19 protein-coding genes are annotated in these 21126 nt (G+C 72.4%); 11 read left to right on the top strand and 8 right to left on the bottom strand.

Annotated features, from left to right (window positions below):
* Positions 1 to 84: 84 nt before the first annotated feature.
* The 4 genes from ACFPFQ_RS35290 to ACFPFQ_RS35275 all read right to left on the bottom strand — a co-directional run bounded on the left by ACFPFQ_RS35290 (position 85) and on the right by ACFPFQ_RS35275 (position 2993).
* Entirely contained in the window at positions 85 to 804 is a 720-nt protein-coding gene (locus tag ACFPFQ_RS35290; RefSeq protein ID WP_379626806.1) for a GntR family transcriptional regulator, read from the bottom strand.
* A gap of 91 nt (positions 805 to 895) precedes the next feature.
* The gene (locus tag ACFPFQ_RS35285) at positions 896 to 1990 is read right to left on the bottom strand and encodes an AfsR/SARP family transcriptional regulator (protein WP_379626804.1); all 1095 of its coding nucleotides are present in this window, start codon (positions 1988 to 1990) and stop codon (positions 896 to 898) included.
* A gap of 48 nt (positions 1991 to 2038) precedes the next feature.
* A complete protein-coding gene (locus ACFPFQ_RS35280) occupies positions 2039 to 2644 on the bottom strand; it encodes a dihydrofolate reductase family protein (protein ID WP_379626802.1) in 606 nt (201 codons plus the stop codon).
* 100 nt (positions 2645 to 2744) lie between these two features.
* A complete protein-coding gene (locus ACFPFQ_RS35275) occupies positions 2745 to 2993 on the bottom strand; it encodes a dihydrofolate reductase family protein (RefSeq protein WP_379627089.1) in 249 nt (82 codons plus the stop codon).
* A 280-nt stretch (positions 2994 to 3273) separates the two neighbouring features.
* On the opposite strand from ACFPFQ_RS35275, the gene ACFPFQ_RS35270 reads away from it, so the two are divergent.
* Entirely contained in the window at positions 3274 to 6120 is a 2847-nt protein-coding gene (locus tag ACFPFQ_RS35270) for a helix-turn-helix transcriptional regulator (RefSeq protein ID WP_379626800.1), read from the top strand.
* Here the strand turns inward: ACFPFQ_RS35270 and ACFPFQ_RS35265 are convergent.
* Together ACFPFQ_RS35265 and ACFPFQ_RS35260 are read right to left on the bottom strand one after the other, a co-directional pair.
* Positions 6117 to 7727 carry an ABC-F family ATP-binding cassette domain-containing protein gene (locus ACFPFQ_RS35265; protein ID WP_379626798.1) on the bottom strand — a complete coding sequence of 537 codons (1611 nt, stop codon included), beginning with the start codon at positions 7725 to 7727 and terminating at the stop codon, positions 6117 to 6119. The genes ACFPFQ_RS35270 and ACFPFQ_RS35265 overlap by 4 nt on opposite strands.
* Positions 7728 to 7841: 114 nt before the next feature.
* Entirely contained in the window at positions 7842 to 8207 is a 366-nt protein-coding gene (locus tag ACFPFQ_RS35260; protein ID WP_379626796.1) for a hypothetical protein, read from the bottom strand.
* 213 nt (positions 8208 to 8420) lie between these two features.
* Here ACFPFQ_RS35260 and ACFPFQ_RS35255 point away from each other — a divergent pair, with 213 nt between their 5' ends.
* The gene (locus tag ACFPFQ_RS35255) at positions 8421 to 9032 is read left to right on the top strand and encodes a hypothetical protein (RefSeq protein ID WP_379626795.1); all 612 of its coding nucleotides are present in this window, start codon (positions 8421 to 8423) and stop codon (positions 9030 to 9032) included.
* Between the two features lie 4 nt (positions 9033 to 9036).
* On the opposite strand, the gene ACFPFQ_RS35250 is transcribed toward ACFPFQ_RS35255, so the two are convergent.
* The gene (locus ACFPFQ_RS35250) at positions 9037 to 9636 is read right to left on the bottom strand and encodes a TetR/AcrR family transcriptional regulator (RefSeq protein WP_379626793.1); all 600 of its coding nucleotides are present in this window, start codon (positions 9634 to 9636) and stop codon (positions 9037 to 9039) included.
* Between the two features lie 132 nt (positions 9637 to 9768).
* On the opposite strand from ACFPFQ_RS35250, the gene ACFPFQ_RS35245 reads away from it, so the two are divergent.
* From ACFPFQ_RS35245 to ACFPFQ_RS35205, 9 genes are all read left to right on the top strand, one after another.
* Positions 9769 to 10914 (top strand): acyl-CoA dehydrogenase family protein, encoded by a 1146-nt coding sequence (locus ACFPFQ_RS35245; protein WP_379626791.1) that lies wholly within the window; start codon positions 9769 to 9771, stop codon positions 10912 to 10914.
* Positions 10911 to 12473 (top strand): acyl-CoA carboxylase subunit beta, encoded by a 1563-nt coding sequence (locus ACFPFQ_RS35240; protein ID WP_379626789.1) that lies wholly within the window; start codon positions 10911 to 10913, stop codon positions 12471 to 12473. The genes ACFPFQ_RS35245 and ACFPFQ_RS35240 overlap by 4 nt, the downstream gene beginning before the upstream one ends.
* Positions 12474 to 12505: 32 nt before the next feature.
* A complete protein-coding gene (locus ACFPFQ_RS35235) occupies positions 12506 to 14452 on the top strand; it encodes an AMP-binding protein (RefSeq protein WP_379626787.1) in 1947 nt (648 codons plus the stop codon).
* Between the two features lie 4 nt (positions 14453 to 14456).
* Positions 14457 to 16028 carry an AMP-binding protein gene (locus ACFPFQ_RS35230; RefSeq protein WP_379626785.1) on the top strand — a complete coding sequence of 524 codons (1572 nt, stop codon included), beginning with the start codon at positions 14457 to 14459 and terminating at the stop codon, positions 16026 to 16028.
* Complete coding sequence (locus tag ACFPFQ_RS35225; RefSeq protein ID WP_379626783.1) at positions 16025 to 16819, top strand: enoyl-CoA hydratase/isomerase family protein; 795 nt, start codon at positions 16025 to 16027, stop codon at positions 16817 to 16819. The genes ACFPFQ_RS35230 and ACFPFQ_RS35225 overlap by 4 nt, the downstream gene beginning before the upstream one ends.
* Positions 16812 to 17291, top strand: a complete 480-nt coding sequence (locus tag ACFPFQ_RS35220) for a MaoC family dehydratase (protein ID WP_379626781.1) — start codon at positions 16812 to 16814, stop codon at positions 17289 to 17291. Before ACFPFQ_RS35225 ends, ACFPFQ_RS35220 begins: the two co-directional genes overlap by 8 nt.
* Complete coding sequence (locus tag ACFPFQ_RS35215; RefSeq protein ID WP_379626779.1) at positions 17288 to 17740, top strand: MaoC/PaaZ C-terminal domain-containing protein; 453 nt, start codon at positions 17288 to 17290, stop codon at positions 17738 to 17740. Before ACFPFQ_RS35220 ends, ACFPFQ_RS35215 begins: the two co-directional genes overlap by 4 nt.
* On the top strand, positions 17737 to 18558 hold the full coding sequence (locus ACFPFQ_RS35210; RefSeq protein WP_379626777.1) for an HpcH/HpaI aldolase/citrate lyase family protein: 822 nt from the start codon (positions 17737 to 17739) through the stop codon (positions 18556 to 18558). The genes ACFPFQ_RS35215 and ACFPFQ_RS35210 overlap by 4 nt, the downstream gene beginning before the upstream one ends.
* A 131-nt stretch (positions 18559 to 18689) precedes the next feature.
* On the top strand, positions 18690 to 19598 hold the full coding sequence (locus ACFPFQ_RS35205; RefSeq protein ID WP_379626775.1) for an LLM class flavin-dependent oxidoreductase: 909 nt from the start codon (positions 18690 to 18692) through the stop codon (positions 19596 to 19598).
* A gap of 140 nt (positions 19599 to 19738) precedes the next feature.
* Here ACFPFQ_RS35205 and ACFPFQ_RS35200 read toward each other — a convergent pair whose 3' ends face one another.
* The gene (locus ACFPFQ_RS35200; protein ID WP_379626773.1) at positions 19739 to 20974 is read right to left on the bottom strand and encodes an HNH endonuclease signature motif containing protein; all 1236 of its coding nucleotides are present in this window, start codon (positions 20972 to 20974) and stop codon (positions 19739 to 19741) included.
* Positions 20975 to 21126: the final 152 nt, after the last annotated feature.

The raw sequence follows: 21126 nt of genomic DNA, 5'->3' as shown, positions 1-21126 counted from the left end.
GGAGGTGCACTTGGTCGATTGTCGACAGTTTGGTGACCGGGTCAGGTCTGCCCTGTTACGTGCGGGTGACGCCTCGTAACGACGTCAGCCGGCGGTGGTGCCAGGTCGTGTTGACAACGGGATGGTCGATGGCTCGTCCGGTCCGAGCTCGGATCCGAGGTAGACGCGAGCCCCGTGATGGTCGAGCTCGTAACGCGCGGCGGCGAGATCACCGCAGGCGATGGCCTCGTAGAGACGCCGGTGGCGCACCGCACCTTCGCGGGGCGAGCGGTGGTGCTCGGCCTCGCGACGCATGTTGGTGGCCATGTAGAGCTGCAGTTGCAGCAGCAACGGCTCGTACACCCGCAGCAGGTGGTGGTGCCCGGCCAGCGCCACGAGCGCCAGGTGGAACTCCCGGTGCGCCGCGGCGTGGTCGGCGGCGACCCCGCTGACGGAGGCCTCCTCGATCCACACAACGGTGTCGTGCAGCGTGGCGAGTGCGGCGGGGTCGGGCACGCTGCTGTCGCCGAGCGCGCACTGCAGGGCGAACTGCTCGAGGTTGTCGCGCAGGCTGAACAGCTCGTCGATGTCGCGGGCCGAGAGCTCCACGACGCGGACGCCACGCCGGGGGAGGTGCTCGACGAGCCCCTGCTGGCCCAGCAGGCGCAGCGCCTCGCGCAGCGGGGCCCGGCTGGTGCCGAAACGGCGGGTCAGCTGCTCCTCCACCAGGCGTTCACCGGGGGCGAGCGCGCCGCTGAGGATCTCGCTGCGCAGCTGCCGGACGGCGAGCTCCACCAGGCTGATGGCCTCGAGCCCACCTCCCACGGCGGGCCCACCCCCCACAGCTGGCCGAGCCTCTGCGGTCACGGTTGCACCACTGCCCTTCCGGCGTTCGGGCGTATCCCGCTACACCCTGTCAGATGAGACTGCCAGATGGCGCGATCCTCGGGCGCGGTAGCCGTAGAGCACCGCCCGGGCCGCGGCCGGTGTCAGGTGCCGGACCGGATCCGCGAGCCCACCGGGCCCGAACCCCGACTCGCAGCCCGAGCGCCCCGAGCACCGCGAGGGGCACCTGCTCGGGCGCGGTCAGCGGGGCCAGGTCGACGAAGCAGGTGTCGCCGGACCTGCGGCCCGCGGCCTCGACGGCCAGGCGCGTCTTCCCCATGCCACCCGGCCCGAGGATCGTGACCAGCCGCGCGTCCGCCAGCGCGGCGAGCCTGGCCAGCTCGACGTCGCGGCCGACGAAGCTCGTGAGCTGGCCGGGCAGGCCGCGCCGGGGGAGCGCTTCGGGGTGCTCGGCACGCAGGATCGACCGGTGGATCGCGGCCAGCTCGGGGGACGGGTCGGCGCCCAGCTCGGTGCGCAGCAACCGGCGGACCTTCGTGTACTCCTGCAACGCCTCGCCGGGTCGCCCGGCCCGGTGCAGCGCCCGCATGAGCTGGCCGCGCAGGCGTTCGCGCAGCGGATGGGCGGCCACGAGGCTCCCCAGCTCGGCGACCGACGCGCCGGCAGGCAGGGCCAGCTCCGCCTCGATCACGTCCTCGGTGGCGGCCAGCCGCAACTCCTCCAGCCGCGCCGCCATCGCCTGCCCGTGGGGGAGATCGACGAGCGCCGGGCCGCGCCACAGCGTCAGCGCCTCGCGCAGCACGGCCGCCGACCGTGCGTGCTCGCCGGCGGCCAGCAGCCGGGCGCCGTTGCGGGCGAGCCGTTCGAACCGGTGCGCATCGACGTCGTCCGCGTCTGCGGCCAGCCGGTAGCCGCCCGGCAGGAACTCGATCAGGTCCGACGGCAGCGCCCGGCGCAGCCGCGAGACCTGGGCCTGCACGGCGTTGGCGGCCCCCGCGGGCGGGTCGTCGCCGTACTGCCCGTCGATGAGCTGTTCGACGCCCACCGCCCGTCCCGCCTCCAGGACGAGCAGCACGAGCAGCGTGCGGGGCCGCGGGCCGCCGACGGCGATCGGGTCACCGTCGGCGGTCCGCACCTCGAGCGGGCCGAGAATGCCGAACTGCATGGCCGCATTCTCAACCCGGGGGCGCCGCGGCACGACCGAGATCCGCGCTCAGTCCCGCACGCGGTCGTAGAGCAGGCCGATCGCGCCGGACTCGGTCGGCGCCGAGTGCGTCAGCGTCCAGGACGTGCTGGGCAGCCCGTCCTCGAACAGCCGCATGCCACCACCGGCGACCTCGGGGCACAGCGTGATGCTGAGCCGGTCGAGCTCGTCGGCGTCCAGGAGCGCCTTGATCACGCTGCTGCTGGCGAGCACGACGATGTCGCCGCCGTCCTGCTCGCGCAGCTGCTTGACCGCCGTGACCGCGTCGGTGCCGGCGCGCCGCGAGTGCTGCCACGACAGCTCGGTGGCCGAGGTGAACACCACCTTCTCGACGTTGGTGAGCCAGCGGGAGAAGGCGCGGTCGCGGGGATCGGCCTGTTCGCTGTCGGCGACGGCCGGCCAGAAACCGCCGAAGCCCTCGTAGTTCTTGCGCCCCAGCAGGGCGGTGGTGGCGCCGGTGGTCACGAGCATCATGTGGTCGCGGGCACCGTCGGTGATCGCGTGGGGAACGACCCAGCCCATGTCGTAGTCGCCACCCGGGCCGTTCACGCGGCCGTCCAGGGAGAGGGAGATGTTGCCGACGACGGCACGGCGGGTGCTGTTCGTGCTGGTCATGATGGTGTCCTTCGGTTGTGGCACCGGTCTTCGGTGCCGTGGGGAAATCCTGGCGGGTGCGGGGCGGGGGGAACATCTGCCAGCTGGCAGACAGGAGCGATCAGGCCGGCCGATAGCGCAGGGTGTGGATTCCCGACGGATAGGCCCGGGAGTGCGTGAGCATGAGGTTCGCGCGGTCCTTGAGCTCGGTGAACAGCGGCTGCCCGGTGCCCAGCGCCACCGGGTAGACCTTGATCCAGTACTCGTCGACGAGCCCGAGCCGCACGAACTGCTGCGCGATCTCGACGCCGCCGAACAGGACCAGCCCCCGGCCCGCCTGCTGCTTGACCGCGGCGACCTCGTCGTCGATGTCGCCGCCTGCGACCCGCCAGCATGGTGTCGACCTCCGCCCGCAGGTCGGCGGTGAACGCGGTGTTCATCTGCGGGTCGGGCGTCATCCAGTCCAGCTCGCCCCCGGACCGGCCAGGCAGCCGTCGAGGGTGGTGTTGACGACCAGTATCACCTTGCGCATGTCGCTCCTTCTGCCGTGCGGGGTCCGCTGCGAGTGGGGAAACCCTCGCCGACCCGACGCCCGTCGTCGTCGTCAGATCTGATGAGATCAAGGTCCGGAACAGCGGGAGAGGTGGGCCGTGGCGGCGACCGTCGTGAGCCCGGTACTGGTCGGCCGCAGCGTCGAGCAGGCCGCGCTGCAGGCCGCATACGACCGCTCCCGCGCGGGGCACGCGATCACCGTCGTGGTGTCGGGTGAGGCCGGCATCGGCAAGTCGCGACTGGTCACGGCCGTGATCGAGCAACTGCCGGGAGATCCGCTCGTGCTCGTGGGCGGCTGCCTGGAGCTGGGCACCGACGGCGCGCCGTTCGTGCCGTTCGTCGCGATCCTGCGTGACCTGCTGCGCCGCTGGGATCGGGAGCGGGTCGACGCGCTGCTGCGACTGGAGGAATCGGCACTGGCGGCGCTGCTGCCGGACCTGCCCGCGCCGCGCGTCGCGCACGGTCGCACGCGGCTGCTGGAGGAGTTCCGCACGCTCGTCGAGCGGGCCGCGGCGACCGGTCCGGTCGTGCTCGTCGTCGAGGATCTGCACTGGGCGGATCCATCGAGCCGGGAGCTGTTCGCCTACCTGGCGCGCAACCTGGTCGGCTGCGGGGTGCTGCTGGTCGGCACCGTCCGCACCGGCGAGCTGGTGGCGGGCCATCCGGTGCGGGCGCTGCTCACCGAGGTCGGCCGGCGTGCCGATGTCGTGGTGCTCCCGCTGCCACCGCTCGCGCCCGGCGACGTCGCCGCGCTGCTCACGGCGATCCGCGGCGCGGCAGCGGAACCGGCGCAGAGCCGTCGCATCCACCGGCGCAGCGGCGGCAACCCGCTGTTCGTCGAGGCGCTCAGCGGTGCGGACGGCGCGTCCGAGGCTTCGTTGCGCATGCTGCTGCTCGACCGCGTCGCCGAGCTGCCCGAGCCGGCGCGCGCCCTGCTCGCGGTGGTCGCGGTCGCCGGTTCCGCGGTCGCCGACGACGTGCTCGCGGTGGTGAGCGACCTTCCCGTCACCGACCGGCAGCAGGCGCTGCGGGTGCTGATCGAACGCGACCAGCTGCGGATCCACGCCGACGGCTACACGATCCGCCACGACCTCATCCGGGAGGCCGTCGGCCGCGCGCTCCTGCCCGGTGAGCGCCGCGAGCTGCACCGGCGCTACGCCGACGCGCTGGCAGGCGACCCGGGCGCAGGCGCGGCCCTCGCCGAGCACTGGGCAGCGGCAGGCGAACCGGAACGGGCAGTCACCGCGGCCTGGCAGGCAGCGGCCCGAGCGCGGGCCTACCACGCCTTCGACGAGGACCTGGCGCTGCTGGAACGGGTGCTCGGGCTCTGGGAACACGTCGCGGATCCCGCGGCACTGATCGGGGCCGGGCCGGCTGTCGTGCACGAGCTCGCCGCCACCGCTGCGCTCGCCGCCGGTTCCTCGGCCGCCGGTGTCGCGCACTGCACGGCTGCGCTGGCGCTGCTCGACCGGGCCGCCGAGCCCGAGCGGGCGGCCCGGATGCTGGGGTTGCGCGGCACGCTGCAGCGCCGCCTCGACGGTCGCGGCCGCCAGGACCTCGAGACCGCGGTGGCGCTGGTGCCCGCCGATGCCGACCGCACCCGGGCCGAGCTGCTCTCCGCGCTCGCGTTCGCCAGCACGTCCGACGGCCGGGCCGACGACGCCCGGCACCAGGCGACCGCGGCGCTGCGGATCGGCGATCGCCTCGCCGACCCCGCGCTGCGAGCCCCGGCGCTGCTCGTGCTCGGCGCCGTCGAGGCCGACCTGGACGCGTCGCGGCGCCTGTTCGCCGAGTGCCGCGGTGCCGCCGATGCCGAGGACGATCACCACACGTACCTCACGAGCCTGCAGTGGGAGGCCACGGCGCTGACTCCGGCAGGTCAGTACGCCGCGGCGGCCGAGCTCGCCCGGTCGGGCCTGGAATCGGCGCGCCGTCACGGGCACCTGCGCTCGCGGGGCAGCATGCTGGCCGAGACGCTCGCGGGTGCGCTGGTGGCGCTCGGGCGCTGGGACGAGGCGTTGGAGGTGGTCGACGACGCGCTCGCCGAGGACCCGCCCGCCTACTTCGTCAGGTTGCTCGACGTCTGGCGGGCGAACGTGGCGCTGCACCGGGGCGAGACCGAGCGCGCCGATCGGCTGATCGATGCGCTGGCCGCCGACCTTCCCCCGGAGACCCAGGGACACATCCCGATCGTCGACCTGCAGATCCGGCGAGCTCTGCAGCGCGGCGACACCGATCAGGCGGACCAGCTGCTCGCGATGGCGATGGCGTCGATCATGGATGGGGCGACGCTGACGTACGAGCGCCTCACGCTCGCCGTGACCGGGGCCGAGGTCGTGGCCGCCTGGCGCGCCGCGCACCCGCGGGACCGGCGGGTGGCCGTCGTGCTCGGCACCCGCCTGGCGGAGCTGCGCGCGCTCGTGCGCGCCAACCCGTACCGCACCTCCGGTGCCGCCGCGCAGGTGCTCACGTTCGAGGCGTTGACCGGCAGCGGCGCGCTCACGGACTGGGACCGCGCCGCGGCGGCGTGGCGCGGGGTCGGCAACCCCCTCGAGCTCGCCGGCGCGCTGATCGGCGGTGCCGCAGCGGCGCTCGCGTCGAGCAACCGTTCCGGGGCCCGGCAGCGGCTGCGCGAGGCCGGGAGCGTCGTCGACGGCCTGGGCGCGGTGCCGCTGCGACGCCGCGTCGACGAGCTCGCCGTGCGGGCCCGGCTCGAGGACCCGCAGGCGCCCACCGACCCGGCGGCGCGGTTCGGGCTCACCCGCCGCGAGCTGCAGGTGCTGCAGGTGCTCGCCGGTGGCCGGTCCAACGCCGAGATCGCCGCCGCGCTGTTCATCTCGACGAACACGGTGGCCAGCCACGTGGCCCGCATCCTCACCAAGCTCGGCGCCGGCAGCCGCACGGAGGCCGTGGCGCTGGCGCACCGCGACGGGCTGCTTTCCTAGGTCGCGCTGGTCTCCAGCAGCCGCCCGTCGGCGAGGCGCAACCAGCGGTCGACCCCGATCCCGGCGAGGAACCGCTCGTCGTGGCTGACCACCACGAACGCGCCCTGGTAGGCGCGCAACGCGCTCTCCAGCTGGCCGACGCTGACCAGGTCGAGGTTGTTGGTGGGCTCGTCGAGCAGCAGCAGCTGCGGAGCCGGTTCGGCGAACAGCACGCAGGCCAGCGTCGCCCGCAGCCGCTCCCCGCCGGAGAGCGCCCCGATGGGGAGATGGATGCGGCTGCCGCGGAACAGGAACCGGGCGAGCAGGTTCATCCGCTTCGGCTGCGGCATCGACGGGGCGAAGTCGGCCAGGCTGCCGACGACGGAGCGGTCGAGATCGAGCAGGTCCAGGCGCTGTGACAGCGTCGCGACCCGGCCGTCGCCGCGCGTGGCCGTTCCCGCATCGGGTTGCTGGTCACCGCTGATCAGGCGCAGCAACGTGGACTTCCCGGCGCCGTTTGGTCCGGTCAGCGCGACCCGTTCGGGGCCGCGGAGGGTGAGATCGGCGCCCACGAACAGGTCCCTGACCTGCATCCCGGCGCCCTGGAACACCGTGCGGCCCGCTGGTACCGCGGTGGCGGGCAGCTCCAGCGCGATCTGCTGCTCGTCGCGCAGGGCCCGGCCGGCCTCGTCGAGGCGGGTCCTGGCGTCGCTCACCCGGGCGGCGTGGGTCTCGTTCGCCTTCCCGGCCGACTCCTGGGCGCCCCGCTTCATGGTGCCGGCGAAGATCTTCGGCAGCCCGGCGTTCTTGAGGTTGCGCGACGCGTTGCTCGCTCGACGCGCGGCCCGCTCCCGGGCCTGCTGCATCTCCCGCTTCTCGCGCTTCACGTCCTGCTCGGCGTTGCGGATGTTCTTCTCGGCCACCTCCCGAGCCACCCGGACCGCCTCGGTGTAAGCGGTGAAGTTGCCACCGTGGAAGCGGACCTCGGCGCTGTCGAGCTCGGCGATGCGGTCCATCCGGTCCAGCAGCTCCCGGTCGTGGCTCACGAGCAGCAGGCAGCCGTTCCAGTCGTCGAGCGCGGCGTAGAGCCTGCGGCGGGCGTCGCCGTCGAGGTTGTTCGTCGGCTCGTCGAGCAGCAGGATGTCGGGGCGCTCGAGCAGCCGCGCGGCCAGGCCGAGCGAGACGACCTGACCACCGCTGAGCGTGTGCAGGCGCCGGTCGAGCGCGACGTCGCCGAGGCCGAGGCGGTCGAGCTGGGCGCGGCTGCGTTCCTCGACATCCCAGTCGCTCCCGATCGTGGTGAAGTGCTCCTCGCTCGCGTCCCCGGACTCGACGGCGGCCAGCGCGGCGATCGTCGCGGCGACGCCCAGTACCTCGGCGACCGCCAGGTCCCCGGTCAGCGGCAGGCTCTGTGGCAGGTAGCCGAGCACCCCTTCGACCGAGACCGAGCCGCTGATCGGCCGGTACTCCCCGGCGATCAACTTGAGCAGCGTGGACTTGCCGGCGCCGTTGGGGGCGACGAGGCCCGTGCGGCCGCCGCCGACGGCGAACGACAGGTCCTGGAACACCGGCGTTTCATCGGGCCAGGAGAAGGTCAGGTTCGAACAGACGACAGAAACGTCGGACATGGCACAGCCCTCGGGATGGGGGGACGGGGGATTCGACGGCCGGATATCACCCGGAGACGTCGTCGCTGCCCGTCATTCCCTGACCCCCACCTCATCGAGAACGTGCCGCCGAGGCTACTGCACGGCCGCGGCCGTCCGCCTGCGGAATACCATCGCCGTGGTCACCGCCAGCACGATCGTGCCCAGCGCCTCCACGACGAGCGTGGTCGGCACGAGCGTGAAGTCGAGGTCTTCACGGATGCCGAAGAGCCCGACCGTCAACGCCAGTACCAGCGCCAACAGCGTGCCCACCATGAACAGCAGGCTCAGCACCGTCGCCAGCGACAGCAGCCGGGCCCGCAGCACGAGCATGGCGATCGCCAGCACGAGACCCCCGATCGCGTTGAGGACGAACAGCACGCCGAGCACACCACCGACCCCGTCGAACACGAGGAACAGGTGGATCCCGCCCATGGCCAGCAGCAGGATCGCGCTGAGCACCTGCCACACCATCAACGACCCTCGCGACTCCGATGCCATCTCCGTGAACCTGCCTTCCGTGCGCAGCCCCCGGCCGGCTGTCAAGGGCCTTCACGGTGTGCACGGCGCTGGGGGGAAAAGGGTTCAGATCGGGTTGCGCTGATCACGCTCGACGGTCGCCGGGTGCGATGCGCCGGACAGGGCCCGGTGAACCCGCCCGTACGCTGCGCCGCCATGCGGATCTACGCCGAGCGCCCCGTGCGCATCGCCCGTCAGCTGCTCGCCGATCTCATGGCCGTCGGCTGGGTGGTGCTGTGCGTGCTGGTGGCGCTGACCGCGAGGGACCTGATCCTGCGCCTCCAGTCACCTGCCAGGGCACTGGCGAGCGCGGGCGAGTCGATCCGCGGGGCCTTCGACGGCGCCGCCCGCACCGCGGGCGGCGTGCCGTTCGTCGGTGGGGAGCTGGCCCGCGCGCTGGGCGCGGGCACGGGCGCCGGCCAGTCGCTGGCAGCGGCCGGGCAGGACCAGGTGGACACGATCGCGGGTGTCGCCACCGGCACGGCCGTCCTCATCGTGGCGCTCGGGGTCCTGCCGGTCCTGCTGATCTGGCTGCCGCTGCGCATCCGGTACGCCCGCGCGGCCCGCTCGGCGGTCATCGTGCGCAACGCCGACAGTGACCTGCTGGCACTGCGCGCGATGGCGCGGCTGCCCATCCGCAAGTTGTTGGCGGTGTCACCCGACCCGGCCGCGGCCTGGCGTCGTGACGAGCGCGACGTCGTGCACGGCCTGGCCGCGCTGGAGTTGCGCAGCCTGGGGCTGAAGGTGCCGAAGAAGCTCCCGGACTGACCGTTCAGGCAGGTTCCAGGCTGGCGGTCAGGCTGGCGGCCATCTGCTCGCCGAGCTGCTCCGGGGTGGCGGGACCGGACGCCCGGAACCACTTGTACGTCCAGTTCACGGCCCCGAGGCACATGTTGACGTACACCCGTGGCGTCATGCCGATGGCGATCTCCGGGTGCTCGTCGAGGTGGCGGTTGAGTGCGGAGAGGAACAGGTCCTCGAAGGCGTGGCGGCGCATCAGCAGGTGCTCGGCGAGGTCGGCGGGCAGCTCGTGCTCCTCCTCGAAGCAGACCTTGAGCAGCTCCTGGTGGCGGCACGTGTACGCGACGCGGGAGCTGATCAGCTCGCGGATGGCGGCGAAGGCGGTAGGTGCCTGCGCAACTACCTCTTCGGCCAGTACCCGGCTCTCGTCGAGCACGTCGGAGTAGATGCGGACGAGCAGCTCCTCCTTGCTGCGGAAGTAGTGGTAGAGCGTCGGTTTCGAGAGCCCGACGGCCGCGGCGATCTCGTTCATCGACGTGGCCCGGAACCCGCGCCTGCTGAAGATCTCGGCCGACAGCGACAGCACGCGTTCGCGCTGTTGATCGGCTCGGGTCAGCACGACGTCGGTCATGTTCGAGCCCCTCTCCGTCCTGCCGCCAGCGGCGTCCGGTGCGCGCCGCCAACGGTAGCCGTCATGACTTGACAGCCCTGCCGGACATCGTTCTACTGACTCGACCGTCCGGTCGGTCGACTCTAGCGGAGGATGCCCGTGACTTGGGAGCTCGACGAAGCGCACACCGACTTCGTGGCCACGTGCCGCGCGTTCGTCGACCGTGAGGTCCGGCCGCTCGTCGATGCTGCGGAGCGGGACGCGACGTTCCCCGCGGAGCTGTGGAAGCGCCTCGGCAACGCCGGCCTGCTCGGCCTGGTGACGCCGTCGGACCTCGGCGGCGTCGACGGCGACGCGCTCGCGGTCGCGCTGGTGGCCGAGGAGCTCGCGCGCGCCAGCGGCGGCATCGCGGTCACCGCGCTGGTCAGCGCGTACATGGCCGGCCCGCACCTGGTGCGCCAGCGGACGACCCCGGAGCAGGAGCGCTGGGCCACCGCGGTGGCCACCGGCGAGGCGGTGGCGGCGATCGCCGTGACCGAGCCCGGCACCGGCTCCGACGTCGCCGGCATCACCACCCGCGCCCGGCGCACCGACGACGGCTGGGTTCTCGGCGGCCGCAAGATGTTCATCACCAACGCGGGGCTGGCCGACGTCCTGATCGTCGCCGCGCGCACCGGTGACGCGGGCCGCGGCGGCATCACGCTGTTCCTGGTGCCCAAGGACACGGCCGGGCTCTCGGTCGGCGCGCCGCTGGTGAAGATGGGCTGGCACTCCTCCGACACCCGCGAGGTGATCCTCGACGACGTCACGCTCCCGGCCGACGCCGTGGTCGGCACCGAGGGCCGGGGCTTCTACCAGATCATGGCGGGCTTCGAGCTGGAACGGATCGCGCTGTCGGGCATGGGCATCGGCCACGCCGCCGAGTGCCTGGACCTGGCGCGCGCCTACGTCCGGGAGCGCGAGGCGTTCGGCGAGCCACTGGTGCGCCTGCAGACGATCCGCCACCGGATCGCGACGATGGAGATCGAGCTCGAGGCGGCCCGGCTGATCACCTACCAGGCCGCGGCCCGGCTCGACAGCGGGCACCCGGAGGCGTCGCGGTCGGTCGCGCGGGCCAAGTACCTCTCCGCGATCATGGCCAACCGCGTCGTCGACGACGCCGTGCAGCTCTTCGGTGGTGCCGGTTTCGTCGAGGAGTCGGCGGTGGCCCGGCACTACCGCGACGTGCGGATCCTGCGCATCGGCGGCGGCACCGACGAGATCCAACTGGAGATCCTGACCCGGGGGATGGCCTCGTGACCACCCTCGATGCGGAGCCTGCGGTCGTCGACGCGGTCGTCGACGCCGCCCCCACGGCCGAGGACGTCGCCCGTGCCGCGCAGACGGCGCTGCGCGGTGGCGACCCGGCCCGCTGGCCCGACAAGCTGCCCGTGCGCGACCGGCTCGCGGTGCTGTTCGACACCGGTTCCTTCGTGGAGGACGGCCTGCTGGCGCGCGCCACGGAGGACGGGCTCCCGGCCGACGGGGTGATCACCGGCGTCGGCCGCGTCGAGGGCCGTCCGGTGGCGGTGATCGCGCACGACTTCACCGTCAAGGCCGGCTCGTGGGGTGAGCTGACGTGTGAGAAGCAGATCCGGATCCTGGAGCGCGCCGACCGCGACCTGCTCCCGGTGGTCTACCTCGTCGACTCCGCGGGTGGGCGCCTGACCGACCAGATGGGCTTCTTCCCCGGCCGCCGCGGCGCCTCGGCGATCTTCCGGCTCCAGGTGAAGCTGTCCGGCCGGGTGCCTCAGCTGTGCTGCCTGCACGGGCCGTCCGCGGCGGGCGGGGCGTACATGCCGGCGTTCTGCGACTGGGTCGGGATGGTCGACGGGAACGCGTCGATGTACCTGGCCAGCCCGCGCGTCGCGGAGAAGGTCACCGGCGAGCGCACGACGCTGGAGGAGATGGGCGGCGCGATGATGCACGCCACCGTCTCCGGCTGCGGCGACGAGGTCTTCGACGAGGACTGGCAGGCCATCGCCGCCGCCCGGCTGCTGCTGACCTACCTGCCCGACGACTTCCGCAGCCCGCCCGCGGCGGCCCCGTCGGTCGCGCCGGAGGTCACCGGCTGGGACGGCGTGATCCCGGGCGACCCGAACACCGGTTACGACGTGCGCGGCGTGGTCGACCGGCTCGTGGACGCCGGCACGTTCTTCGAGATCAAGGCCCGCTGGGCGCAGGAGATGGTGGTCGGCTTCGCGCGGCTGGAGGGCCGCGTGATCGGGATCGTGGCCAACCAGCCCGCCGTGCGCAGTGGCGCGATCTTCGTGGACTCCGCCGACAAGGCCACCCGCTTCATCTCGATGTGCGACGCCTTCAACGTGCCGCTGGTGTTCCTGCAGGACGTGCCGGGCTTCATGGTCGGCGTCGACGTCGAGCGCCAGGGCATCATCCGCCACGGCGCCAAGCTCATCGCCGCGATGTCGTCGGCGGAGGTGCCCAAGTACTCGGTGGTGCTGCGCAAGGCCTACGCGGCCGGCTTCTACGCGATGTGCGCGCCGGGCTTCGAGCCCCGCGCCACGCTCGCGCTGCCGACGGCGACGATCGGGCCGATGTCCGCACCGGCCTCGGTCAACGCGGTGTACGCCAACAAGATCGAGGCCATCACCGACCCCGACGAGCGGGCCGCGTTCGTCGCGGCCCGCACGGTCGAGCAGCAGCGCGACATCAACCTGCTGCGCATGGGCAGCGACCTCGTCGTCGATGCCGTGGTGCAACCCGAGCGGCTGCGGGCCGAGCTCGTCGCCCGGATGGTCGATGCGGATCGCTGGTCGCGCGAGACCGGCCGCCGCCACCACCTGATCAGCCCGGTCTAGACCCACCAGTGGACGCGCCAGGAAGGACGACGATGTCCGACGACAACGACAGCCCTGCCGACAACGACAGCCTTGCCCAGTTGATCAAGACGCCGCTGCAGCCGCTGCGGCCGGACTGGGTCGTGCCCGAGCGCGTCGAGGCGCTGCGCGCCGCCCGGGCGTTCGACGACCCGGACGGCTACTGGGAGTGGGTGGCGCGGCAGCAGCGCTGGTCGACGCCGTGGACGAGCGTGCGCAGCGGCGATCTCGCCGACGTGCGCTACTTCGAGGGCGGCATGCTGAACGTCGCCGACAACTGCGTCGACCGCTGGGCCGAGGACCCGCAGACGGCGGGCCGCAACGCGATCGTCTGGGAGGGCGAGCCGGGCGACAGCCGCACCGTCACCTACGCCGAGCTCGCCGACGAGGTGTCGCGGCTCGCGGCCGGGTTGCTGGCCATGGGTGTCGCGAAGGGCGACGTGGTCGCGATCTACATGCCCAACCTGGTGGAGGCGTTCACCGCCATCCATGCCTGCAACCGGATCGGCGCGATCTACACCGTGCTGTTCTCCGGGTTCGGCGAGGAGGCGGTGGCCTCACGGCTGGTGGCCGCACGTGCCGTCGCCGTGGTCGTGGCCGACGCGATCTACCGGCGCGCCAAGCCGGTGCCGCTGCTGGAGACGCTGCGCGCGGCCCGCGGGCGCGCGCCGTCGGTGCGGCTGACGGTGGTGGTGGACCGTACCGGCAACGCCGTGCCGCTGGTGGAGGGTGAGCGGTCCTACGCCGACGTGCTCGCCGCCGGCGCCGGGGGCACGCCCGCCGTGCCGCTGGAGGCCAACGAGCCGTCGTTCCTGATCTTCACCAGCGGCACCGAGAGCCGCCCGAAGGGTGTGGTGCACAGCGTCGGCGGGTTCCTGCTGGGGACGTGGGCCAACGCCTACTGGCAGGCCGGTCACGAGCAGGACGACGTCTACTGGGTGGCCGCCGACGTCGGCTGGCTGACGTTCCCGATCCAGGCCGTGGTCGGCGGGCTGGCCTGCGGGATGACCATCGCGTGCTTCGAGGGCGCGCTGGACACCCCGACGACGTCGCGGTTCTACGAGATCTGCGAGAAGCACCGCGTCACCAAGATCCTCGCCGCCCCGACGCTGGTGCGGATGCTGCGCAAGTTCGGCGACGACCTCGCGGCCGCACACCCGCTGCCGGCGCTGAAGCTGATCACCGCGCAGGGCGAGCCGTTCGACGCCGACACCTTCGACTGGGCCACCGCCACGTTCGGCGTGCCGATCGTCAACGCCTACGGCCAGACCGAGACCGGCTCCACCTGGGCGTACCCGGTGTACGGGGTGGAGGCGATCAAGGCGGGCTCGGTCGGCACGGCCGTGCCGGGCCACAGCTTCGCGATCGTCGACGACGAGGGTGCGCCGGTGCCGGCCGGGGTCAAGGGCAACCTGCTGCTGACCAGCCCGTTCCCGACCCTGGCCCGCACCGTCTGGGACGACCACGACCGGTACCTGTCCACCTACTTCGGCCGCTTCCCCGGCCGCTACGCCACCAACGACGAGGCCGTGCTCGACGAGGACGGGCACCTGTGGGTGCTGGGCCGCGCCGACGACGTGATCAACGTGGCGGCGCACCGGATCTCGACGATGGAGATCGAGGCCGTCGTCACCGCGCACCCCGGTGTCGTCGAGGCGGCGGTGGTCGGCCTCCCGGATCCCACCAAGGGCACCGTGCCGATCGCGTTCGTCACGCTGGCCGCTGGCACCGACCCGGAGCAGGTGCGCACGGAGGTCGCCTCCCGCGTGACGGCCGAGATGGGCGGCTACGCGCGACTCGCCGCCATCCACATCACGCCGGCCATGCCCAAGACCCGCACCGGCAAGACCATGCGGCGGCTGCTGCGCGACATCATCGTGCACGGCAAGCCGACCGGGGACACCAGCGCCATGGAGGACGCCGCCGCGCTCGACGCGGTCACGACTGCCATCAAGGGCTGAGGTCGTGCGGGTCTACGAGGTCACCGAGCGCACGATCGGGACGGTGCTGGCCGACAAGGCCGCCACGGTCGGCGACCGCCCGTTCCTGCACTTCGGCGAGGAGCGGTTCACCTACCGGGACGCGCACGAGATCACCAACCGCTACGCGCACGGCTTCCTGGCCGCGGGCATCGGCGCGGGTGACCACGTCGCGATCGTGATGCGCAACCGGCCGGAGCTGCTCTGGGCGCTGTGGGGGCTGGGCAAGATCGGCGCGGTCGCGGTGCCGCTCAACGTGGCCGCCAAGGGTGAGCTGCTCACCTACCTGCTCGACCAGTCCGATGCGGTGCACCTCTACGTCGACGACGATCTGCGGGAGCGCGCCGACCGGGCGGCGGCGGGTGTGGCGGGGCTGCGTCACGTCGACTCGACCGCTGACCTGCAGGCGTTCGCGACGCAACCCGCGTCGGACCCACCCGGCATGGCCGAGGTTCGCAGCGACGACCCGCACCTGATCATGTACACCTCGGGCACCACCGGACCGTCGAAGGGCGCGGTCTGCCCGCACTCGCAGGGGTTGGCGGTCGGGCAGCAGCTCGCGACGATCAGCGGGTACCGCCCCGACGACGTGCTCTACACCTGCCTGCCGCTCTTCCACGCCAACGCGCTGTGGTACACCGTCTACGCCGCGCTCTGGGCCGACGCGTCGGTGGCGCTGTTCCCGAAGTTCTCGGCCAGCCGGTTCTGGGACGAGGTGCGCGCGAGCGGCGCCACGGTGTTCAACGCGCTCGGCGCCATGGCCAACATCATCTGGCAGCTCCCGCGCGCCGCCCGCGACCGCGAGCACGCCGTGCGGATCGCCATGACGGTGCCGACCTCGCGCGAGCTGTGCGACGGCTTCCGGGAGCGCTACGGCATCACCGTCACCTCGGTGTTCGCGATGACGGAGAACTGCGCGATCACCGTGCTCGGCCCGGACGACCCGCCGGAGAAGGCGACGTCGGCGGGTCGGGTCCGCGAGCACGTCGACGTCCGGATCGTGGACGAGCGGGAGCGACCGCTGCCGGCGGGCGAGGTGGGGGAGATCTGCATCCGGCCGGCCGAACCCGGCGCCATCATGCTCGGCTACTACGAGATGCCCGCCGCGACCGTCGCCGCCACCCGGGACCTGTGGTTCCACACCGGTGACCGTGGCCGTCTCGACGAGGACGGCTACCTCTACTTCACCGATCGCAAGAAGGAGGCGATCCGCCGCCGCGGCGAGAACATCTCCGCCTACGAGGTGGAGACGGTGCTGTGCCGCCACCCCGCGGTGCAGGAGGCCGCGGCCGTCCCGGCGCCGTCGGAGCTGGGTGAGGACGAGGTGATGGCCTACGTCGTGGCCGCGCCCGGTGCGGAGGTCTCGTTCCGCGAGCTGATCGAGTTCTGCGCCGACAACATGGCCTACTACATGGTGCCGCGCTACCTGGAGCTCATCGACGCGTTGCCGAAGACGCCGAGCGAGAAGATCGAGAAGTACAAGCTGAAGGTGTCGGCCGCCGAGCGGCTGCACGAGCTGTGGGACCGCGAGGCCGAGGGTGTGGAGGTGCGCCGGTGACGGTGCGGGTGGAGTTCGACGGCGCGGTGGCGCGGGTGGCGATCGACCGGCCCACGGTGCAGAACGCGCTGGACGCCGTGGTGGTCGCCGGGCTGGAGGCCGCGGTGCGCTGCGCCGTGAACCGCGGCTGCGCGGCACTCGTGCTGAGCGGCACGGGCGGCACGCTGTCGGCCGGTGCCGACCTGCCCTACCTGCGCTCGCTGCTCGGCGACGCCGCCGCGCTCACCGGGTACCTCGACTCGATCGCGACCGTGCTCGACCTGCTGGAGTCCGCGCCGCTCATCTCGATCGCCGTCGTCGGGGGGTACGCGCTCGCGGGCGGGTGCGAGATCCTGCTGGCCTGCGACCTGGCCGTCGTCGCCGACGACGCGCGGATCGGCGACCGGCACCTGGAGTACGGCCTGCTGCCCGGCGGCGGCGGCTCGGTGCGGCTGCCGCGATCGGTGCCCGGCCCGCTCGCGCGGCGGTTGCTCTACACCGGCGAGATGATCGACGGGGCGACCGCGGCCCGCTGGGGGCTGGTCAGCCACGCGGTGCCGGCGGCGGAGCTCGACGCCACCGTCGATGCGCTGGCGGCCCGGCTGGCGCGCCACAGCCCGGCCGCGCTCGTCGGGATGAAACGGCTCTACCGCGACGCCGTGAGCACGCCGGCGGCCGAGGCGCTGGTCGCGGAGCGCGCCGTGCTCGTCGAGCACCTGATGGCGGGCGGGGCGGACGAGGGGCTGGCGGCCTTCGCGGAAGGACGGGCGCCCGAGTTCCGGGCCGCCGGCAAGGGAGGAACGCATGGCTGACGACTTCGGGGACCGTCCGGTCACCGGCAAGTGGTTCGAGGAGCTCGCCGTGGGCACGGTGATCCGGCACGCGACGCGCCGGACCGTCACCGAGACCGACAACGTGCTCTTCACGACGATGACCATGAATCCCGCGCCGCTGCACCTGGACGCCGAGTACGCGTCGCACACCGAGTTCGGGAAGCCGCTGGTCAACAGCATGTTCACGGTGGCGCTGGTCGTCGGGCTGTCGGTGCCGGAGCTGACACTGGGCACCATCGTGGCGCAGCTGGGGATCGACGCGGTCCGGTTCCCGGCGCCGGTCTTCCCCGGTGACACGGTCCGCGTGGAGACCGAGGTGATCGAGGCGCGGCCGTCGAAGTCGCGCCCGGAGCAGGGGCTGGTCGTGTTCGAGCACCGCGCCCACAACCAGCGCGACGAGCTGGTGTGCGTGGCGCGGCGCACCGGGCTGATGCACCGGCGGCCGTCGTGATCACGAGCTACCTCGACGCCATCAGCATCGGCGACAAGCACACGAGCCGGGCCCGGACGATCACCGAGACCGACATCGTCAGCTTCGCGATGTTCACCGGCGACTGGCACCCGATCCACACCGACGTCGAGTACGCGGCAGCGGATCCGGACTTCGGCGGGCGGATCGCGCACGGCGCGCTGGTGCTCTCGGTGGCGCTGGGCCTCGTCACGTTCTGGCCACCGGCGATGCGGGCGTTCTACGGCGTGGACCGGCTGCGGTTCGTGGCGCCGACACGCATCGGCGACACCCTGCACGTCGACACGGAGGTGATCGGGATCTCGCCGCGCAACGCGGAGAGCGGCGTGGTCACGTCGATCTTCCTGGTACGCAACCAGCGCAACGAGGATGTGATGGCGGCGACGCTGAAGACACTGGTCGCCCGCGACCCTGCGAAGCTGCCCGCATGAGCGTCTTCGCCCCGCGCAGCCTGCTGTTCGTACCCGCCACCAGGACCGACATGCTCGCCAAGGTCGAGCGGGTGCGGCCCGACGCGGTGGTGGCCGACCTCGAGGACGCCGTGGCGCCTGCGGAGAAGGAGCAGGCGCGCGCCGACGTGCTGGCCGCGCTGGCGGCGCAGCGGCCCGGCGCCGGGCACGTGCTGGTGCGGATCAACGCCCCCGGCACGCCCTGGTACGACGACGACCTGGCGGCGGTGACCGGCGCATCCGGTGTGGACGGTGTCGTGCTGCCCAAGTACGAGCGCCCCGAGCAGTTGGGCGCGCTGCGGGCCGCGCTGCCCCTCGGCACGATCATCATCGTCGGGTTGGAGAGCGGCCTCGGCGTCGCCGACGCGCGGCCGCTGCTCGCCGCGCTCCCGGACGCCGTGTTCTTCGGGGCGGAGGACTACATCGCCGATCTCGGCGGCCGCCGCACCGCGGGCGGCGCCGAGGTGCTCTACGCGCGCAGCGCTGTCTGCCTGGCCGCGCACCTCGCCGGGGTCGCGACCCTGGATCAGGTCGTGGCGGCGGTCCGCGACACCGACGCGTTCCGCGCCGACGCCGTGGCCGGTCGGGAGATCGGCTACCGCGGCAAGATCTGCCTGCACCCGCTGCAGGTGCCGATCGCCCACGAGGTCTTCACGCCGTCGGAGGCGGAGGTCCGCCACGCCCGCGAGGTGCTCGACGCCGCGGGCGCCGGGGTGGGCGTGGTGGACGGGCAGATGGTGGACGCCGTGCACATCACGATGGCGCGGGCGGTGCTGGAACGGGCCGGAGGGCCCTCCTAGACACGCTGTGGTCGAGGTGCACACCGGCCTGGAAGGACATCGGGGTGCTCCTGTCGTCGCCTGTGGTCGTGCTGGCGAAGGGGAGACCGAGCCGGGCGGGAGAACTCATCGATGCCGCTACGGTTCGTTTCATGCAGATCGGAGTCGTCCTGCCCGCGGCGGAGGCCGGTGCCTCCGGTGTGACGCCGCCGTGGGCGATGGTGCGTTCCTTCGCCGAGTCGGCGGAGCGCCACGGGCTCGACTCGGTCTGGATGATCGACCACTTCTTCACCGCAACCCCCGACGGCCGCCGCGAGGGCATGCACGAGGTGTGGACGACGATCGGTGCCGTCGCCGCGGTCACCGCGCGGATCCAGGTGGGCACGCTGGTGGTGTGCAGCCCGTTCCGCAATCCGGCGCTCACCGCGAAGGCCGCTGCGACGGTCGCCGAGATCAGCGCCGGACGCCTCGTGCTTGGTCTCGGCGCGGGCTGGCACGACCCGGAGTTCGCGGCGTTCGGCTACCCGCTCGACCACCGCGTGGGGCGCTTCGCCGAGGCGCTGCCCATCGTTGCGGCGCTGCTGCGCGGCACCACCGTCAGCGTCGACGGCCGCTTCCATCGGATGCGCGAAGCGGAGCTGGTGCCGCCACCACCGCACCCGGTGCCGGTCCTGGTCGCGGCCGAGGGCCCGCGAATGCTGGGGCTGGCCGCGGCGTACGCCGACGCATGGATCACCGCCTGGTACGGCCACCCCGACGCGCGCTTGCACGCGCAGCTCGCCGCGATGGACGCGGTGGCGGCCCCGGCGGGGCGCGACCGCGTGCAGCGGTTCGTCGGCATCAACGTGCACGATCCCGACGGCGGGGTGCCACCGGACCCCGACGAGTCGGTGATCCTCGGCTCGGTCCGCGAACTCGCCGCCGCCCTCGACGCCTACGCGGCGCTGGGCATCGACCACGTCGTCGTGCAGCTGACGCCCCACGACGAGCGGTCGCTGGTGCGGCTCGCGGCCGCGGTCGGCCGGGCAGCTTGCTCGCGAGGACGACGTCCGCAGACGTGAGTACGCGGATCCGGGTGCCGGCGCGGTGGGTCTCCAGCAGCTCTGGTTGAGGAAAGGGCGCCTCGCCGGCGGGCAGGTCTCGGGGAGGGCACGACGGCCTCGGGAATGCGCGCTGCGCGCGCCACGGCATGCGGGCGCATTCAGGCGCTAATGGGTAGATCGATGCGATGCATCTGATTGCGGCGGGGGCCGCCTGGTATCCAGGGTGGTGGGTGGAAGAGTGGGAAGCCGTCGGTGATGGTGACTTCCCATTCTTCTTTGTGCATCACCATGTGGTGGTGGGTGCACAGCAATACCAGGTTGCTGAGTGCGGTGATGCCGCCGCGGGCCCAGTGGATGATGTGGTGCGAGGAGCACCATGGGGCTGCGGCTGTGCAGCCGGGGAAGGCGCAGCCGCTGTCGCGTTGGGCTAATGCGCGGCGCATCCAGCGGGGTACCACGCGTTGGGAGCGGCCGATGTCGAGTGGTTCGCTGTTGCCGCCGAGGACGATGGGGATGATCTCGGCGTCGCAGGCGTGGCGGCGGGCGTCCTCGGCGGAGATCGGGCCGGTCATGGAGCCGTCGCCGAAGTCGCGTAGCCCGGTACCGAGGCGGTTTTCGAGGTCTTGCAGGGTGATGGTGACGTTGATGTGCGGGCGTTCGCCGCCGTCGACGGGGAGCTGTCGACAGGTCAGGGATCGGCGGGCGAGGTCGACGAGGGCGTCGGCGTCGCGTTCGGTCTTGGTCCGCGGGTCCGGGGTGCCGTCTTCGGCCGGTTGGGGTGCGGCCAGGGGTGAGAGGGCGGTGTTGAGGTCGGCGGCGGATTCGGTGTTGAGCCAGCCGCGCAGGTCGAAGCCTTCGCCGTTCGCGGTGAACGTGAGGTGGTCCTGCGTGGGTGGGGTGTCGCGGGGTGCGGCGCCGTCGGGGTCGAGGAACGCCAGGCGTCGGCGGGCGAGGACGCCCAGCTCGTAGGGGTTGAACACGCGGGCGTGCGCGGCGAGGTAGGACTCCAGCTCGGCACGGTGTGGTTCGAGGTCCGGCTTCAACCCGCCGAGTGTCCGTTGGATCACCGTGATGTGCTCGGCGGAGATTGCGCCCTCGGCGAAGGCCTTGGCGGTCTCCGGCAGCGCCGCAGGCAGCGCGTCACCGCTGGGGGAGCGTCCGGGCAGCACGTCCTTGGCGGCGGTGATCCGGCGTCGTGCTTCGGCTTTGGTGATGTTCTGCGTGCACTGCAACAATTCGTTGGTGGTGTTGTAGCCGTGCGCGCCGGCGAGCCCGCGCACCTCGGCTTCACGAACCAAAGCGAGCCCTTCAAAGCGGAGAAGGTTTGTTTTCTTCTCTATCGTGGCGAGCCCGTGCAGGATCTCCTCATCGGAGGCCTGCCAGGCTGTGCTCATGCCTTCAATTCTATACGAACACGTGTTCGATTGCCAGGGCGAAATTGGCGTCGCGGACGTAGTTGTGATGATCGAATGGCCCTGGGGCCTGTCACGATTTCCGTGTAAGCCACGGATGACTAATTTAGTTAACCTATCACAGGGGAAGTCGA

The organism is Pseudonocardia sp. GCM10023141 (assembly GCF_042653605.1).
Note: the sequence above shows the minus strand (reverse complement) of the source record. Positions and strands in the feature narration are given on the sequence as shown.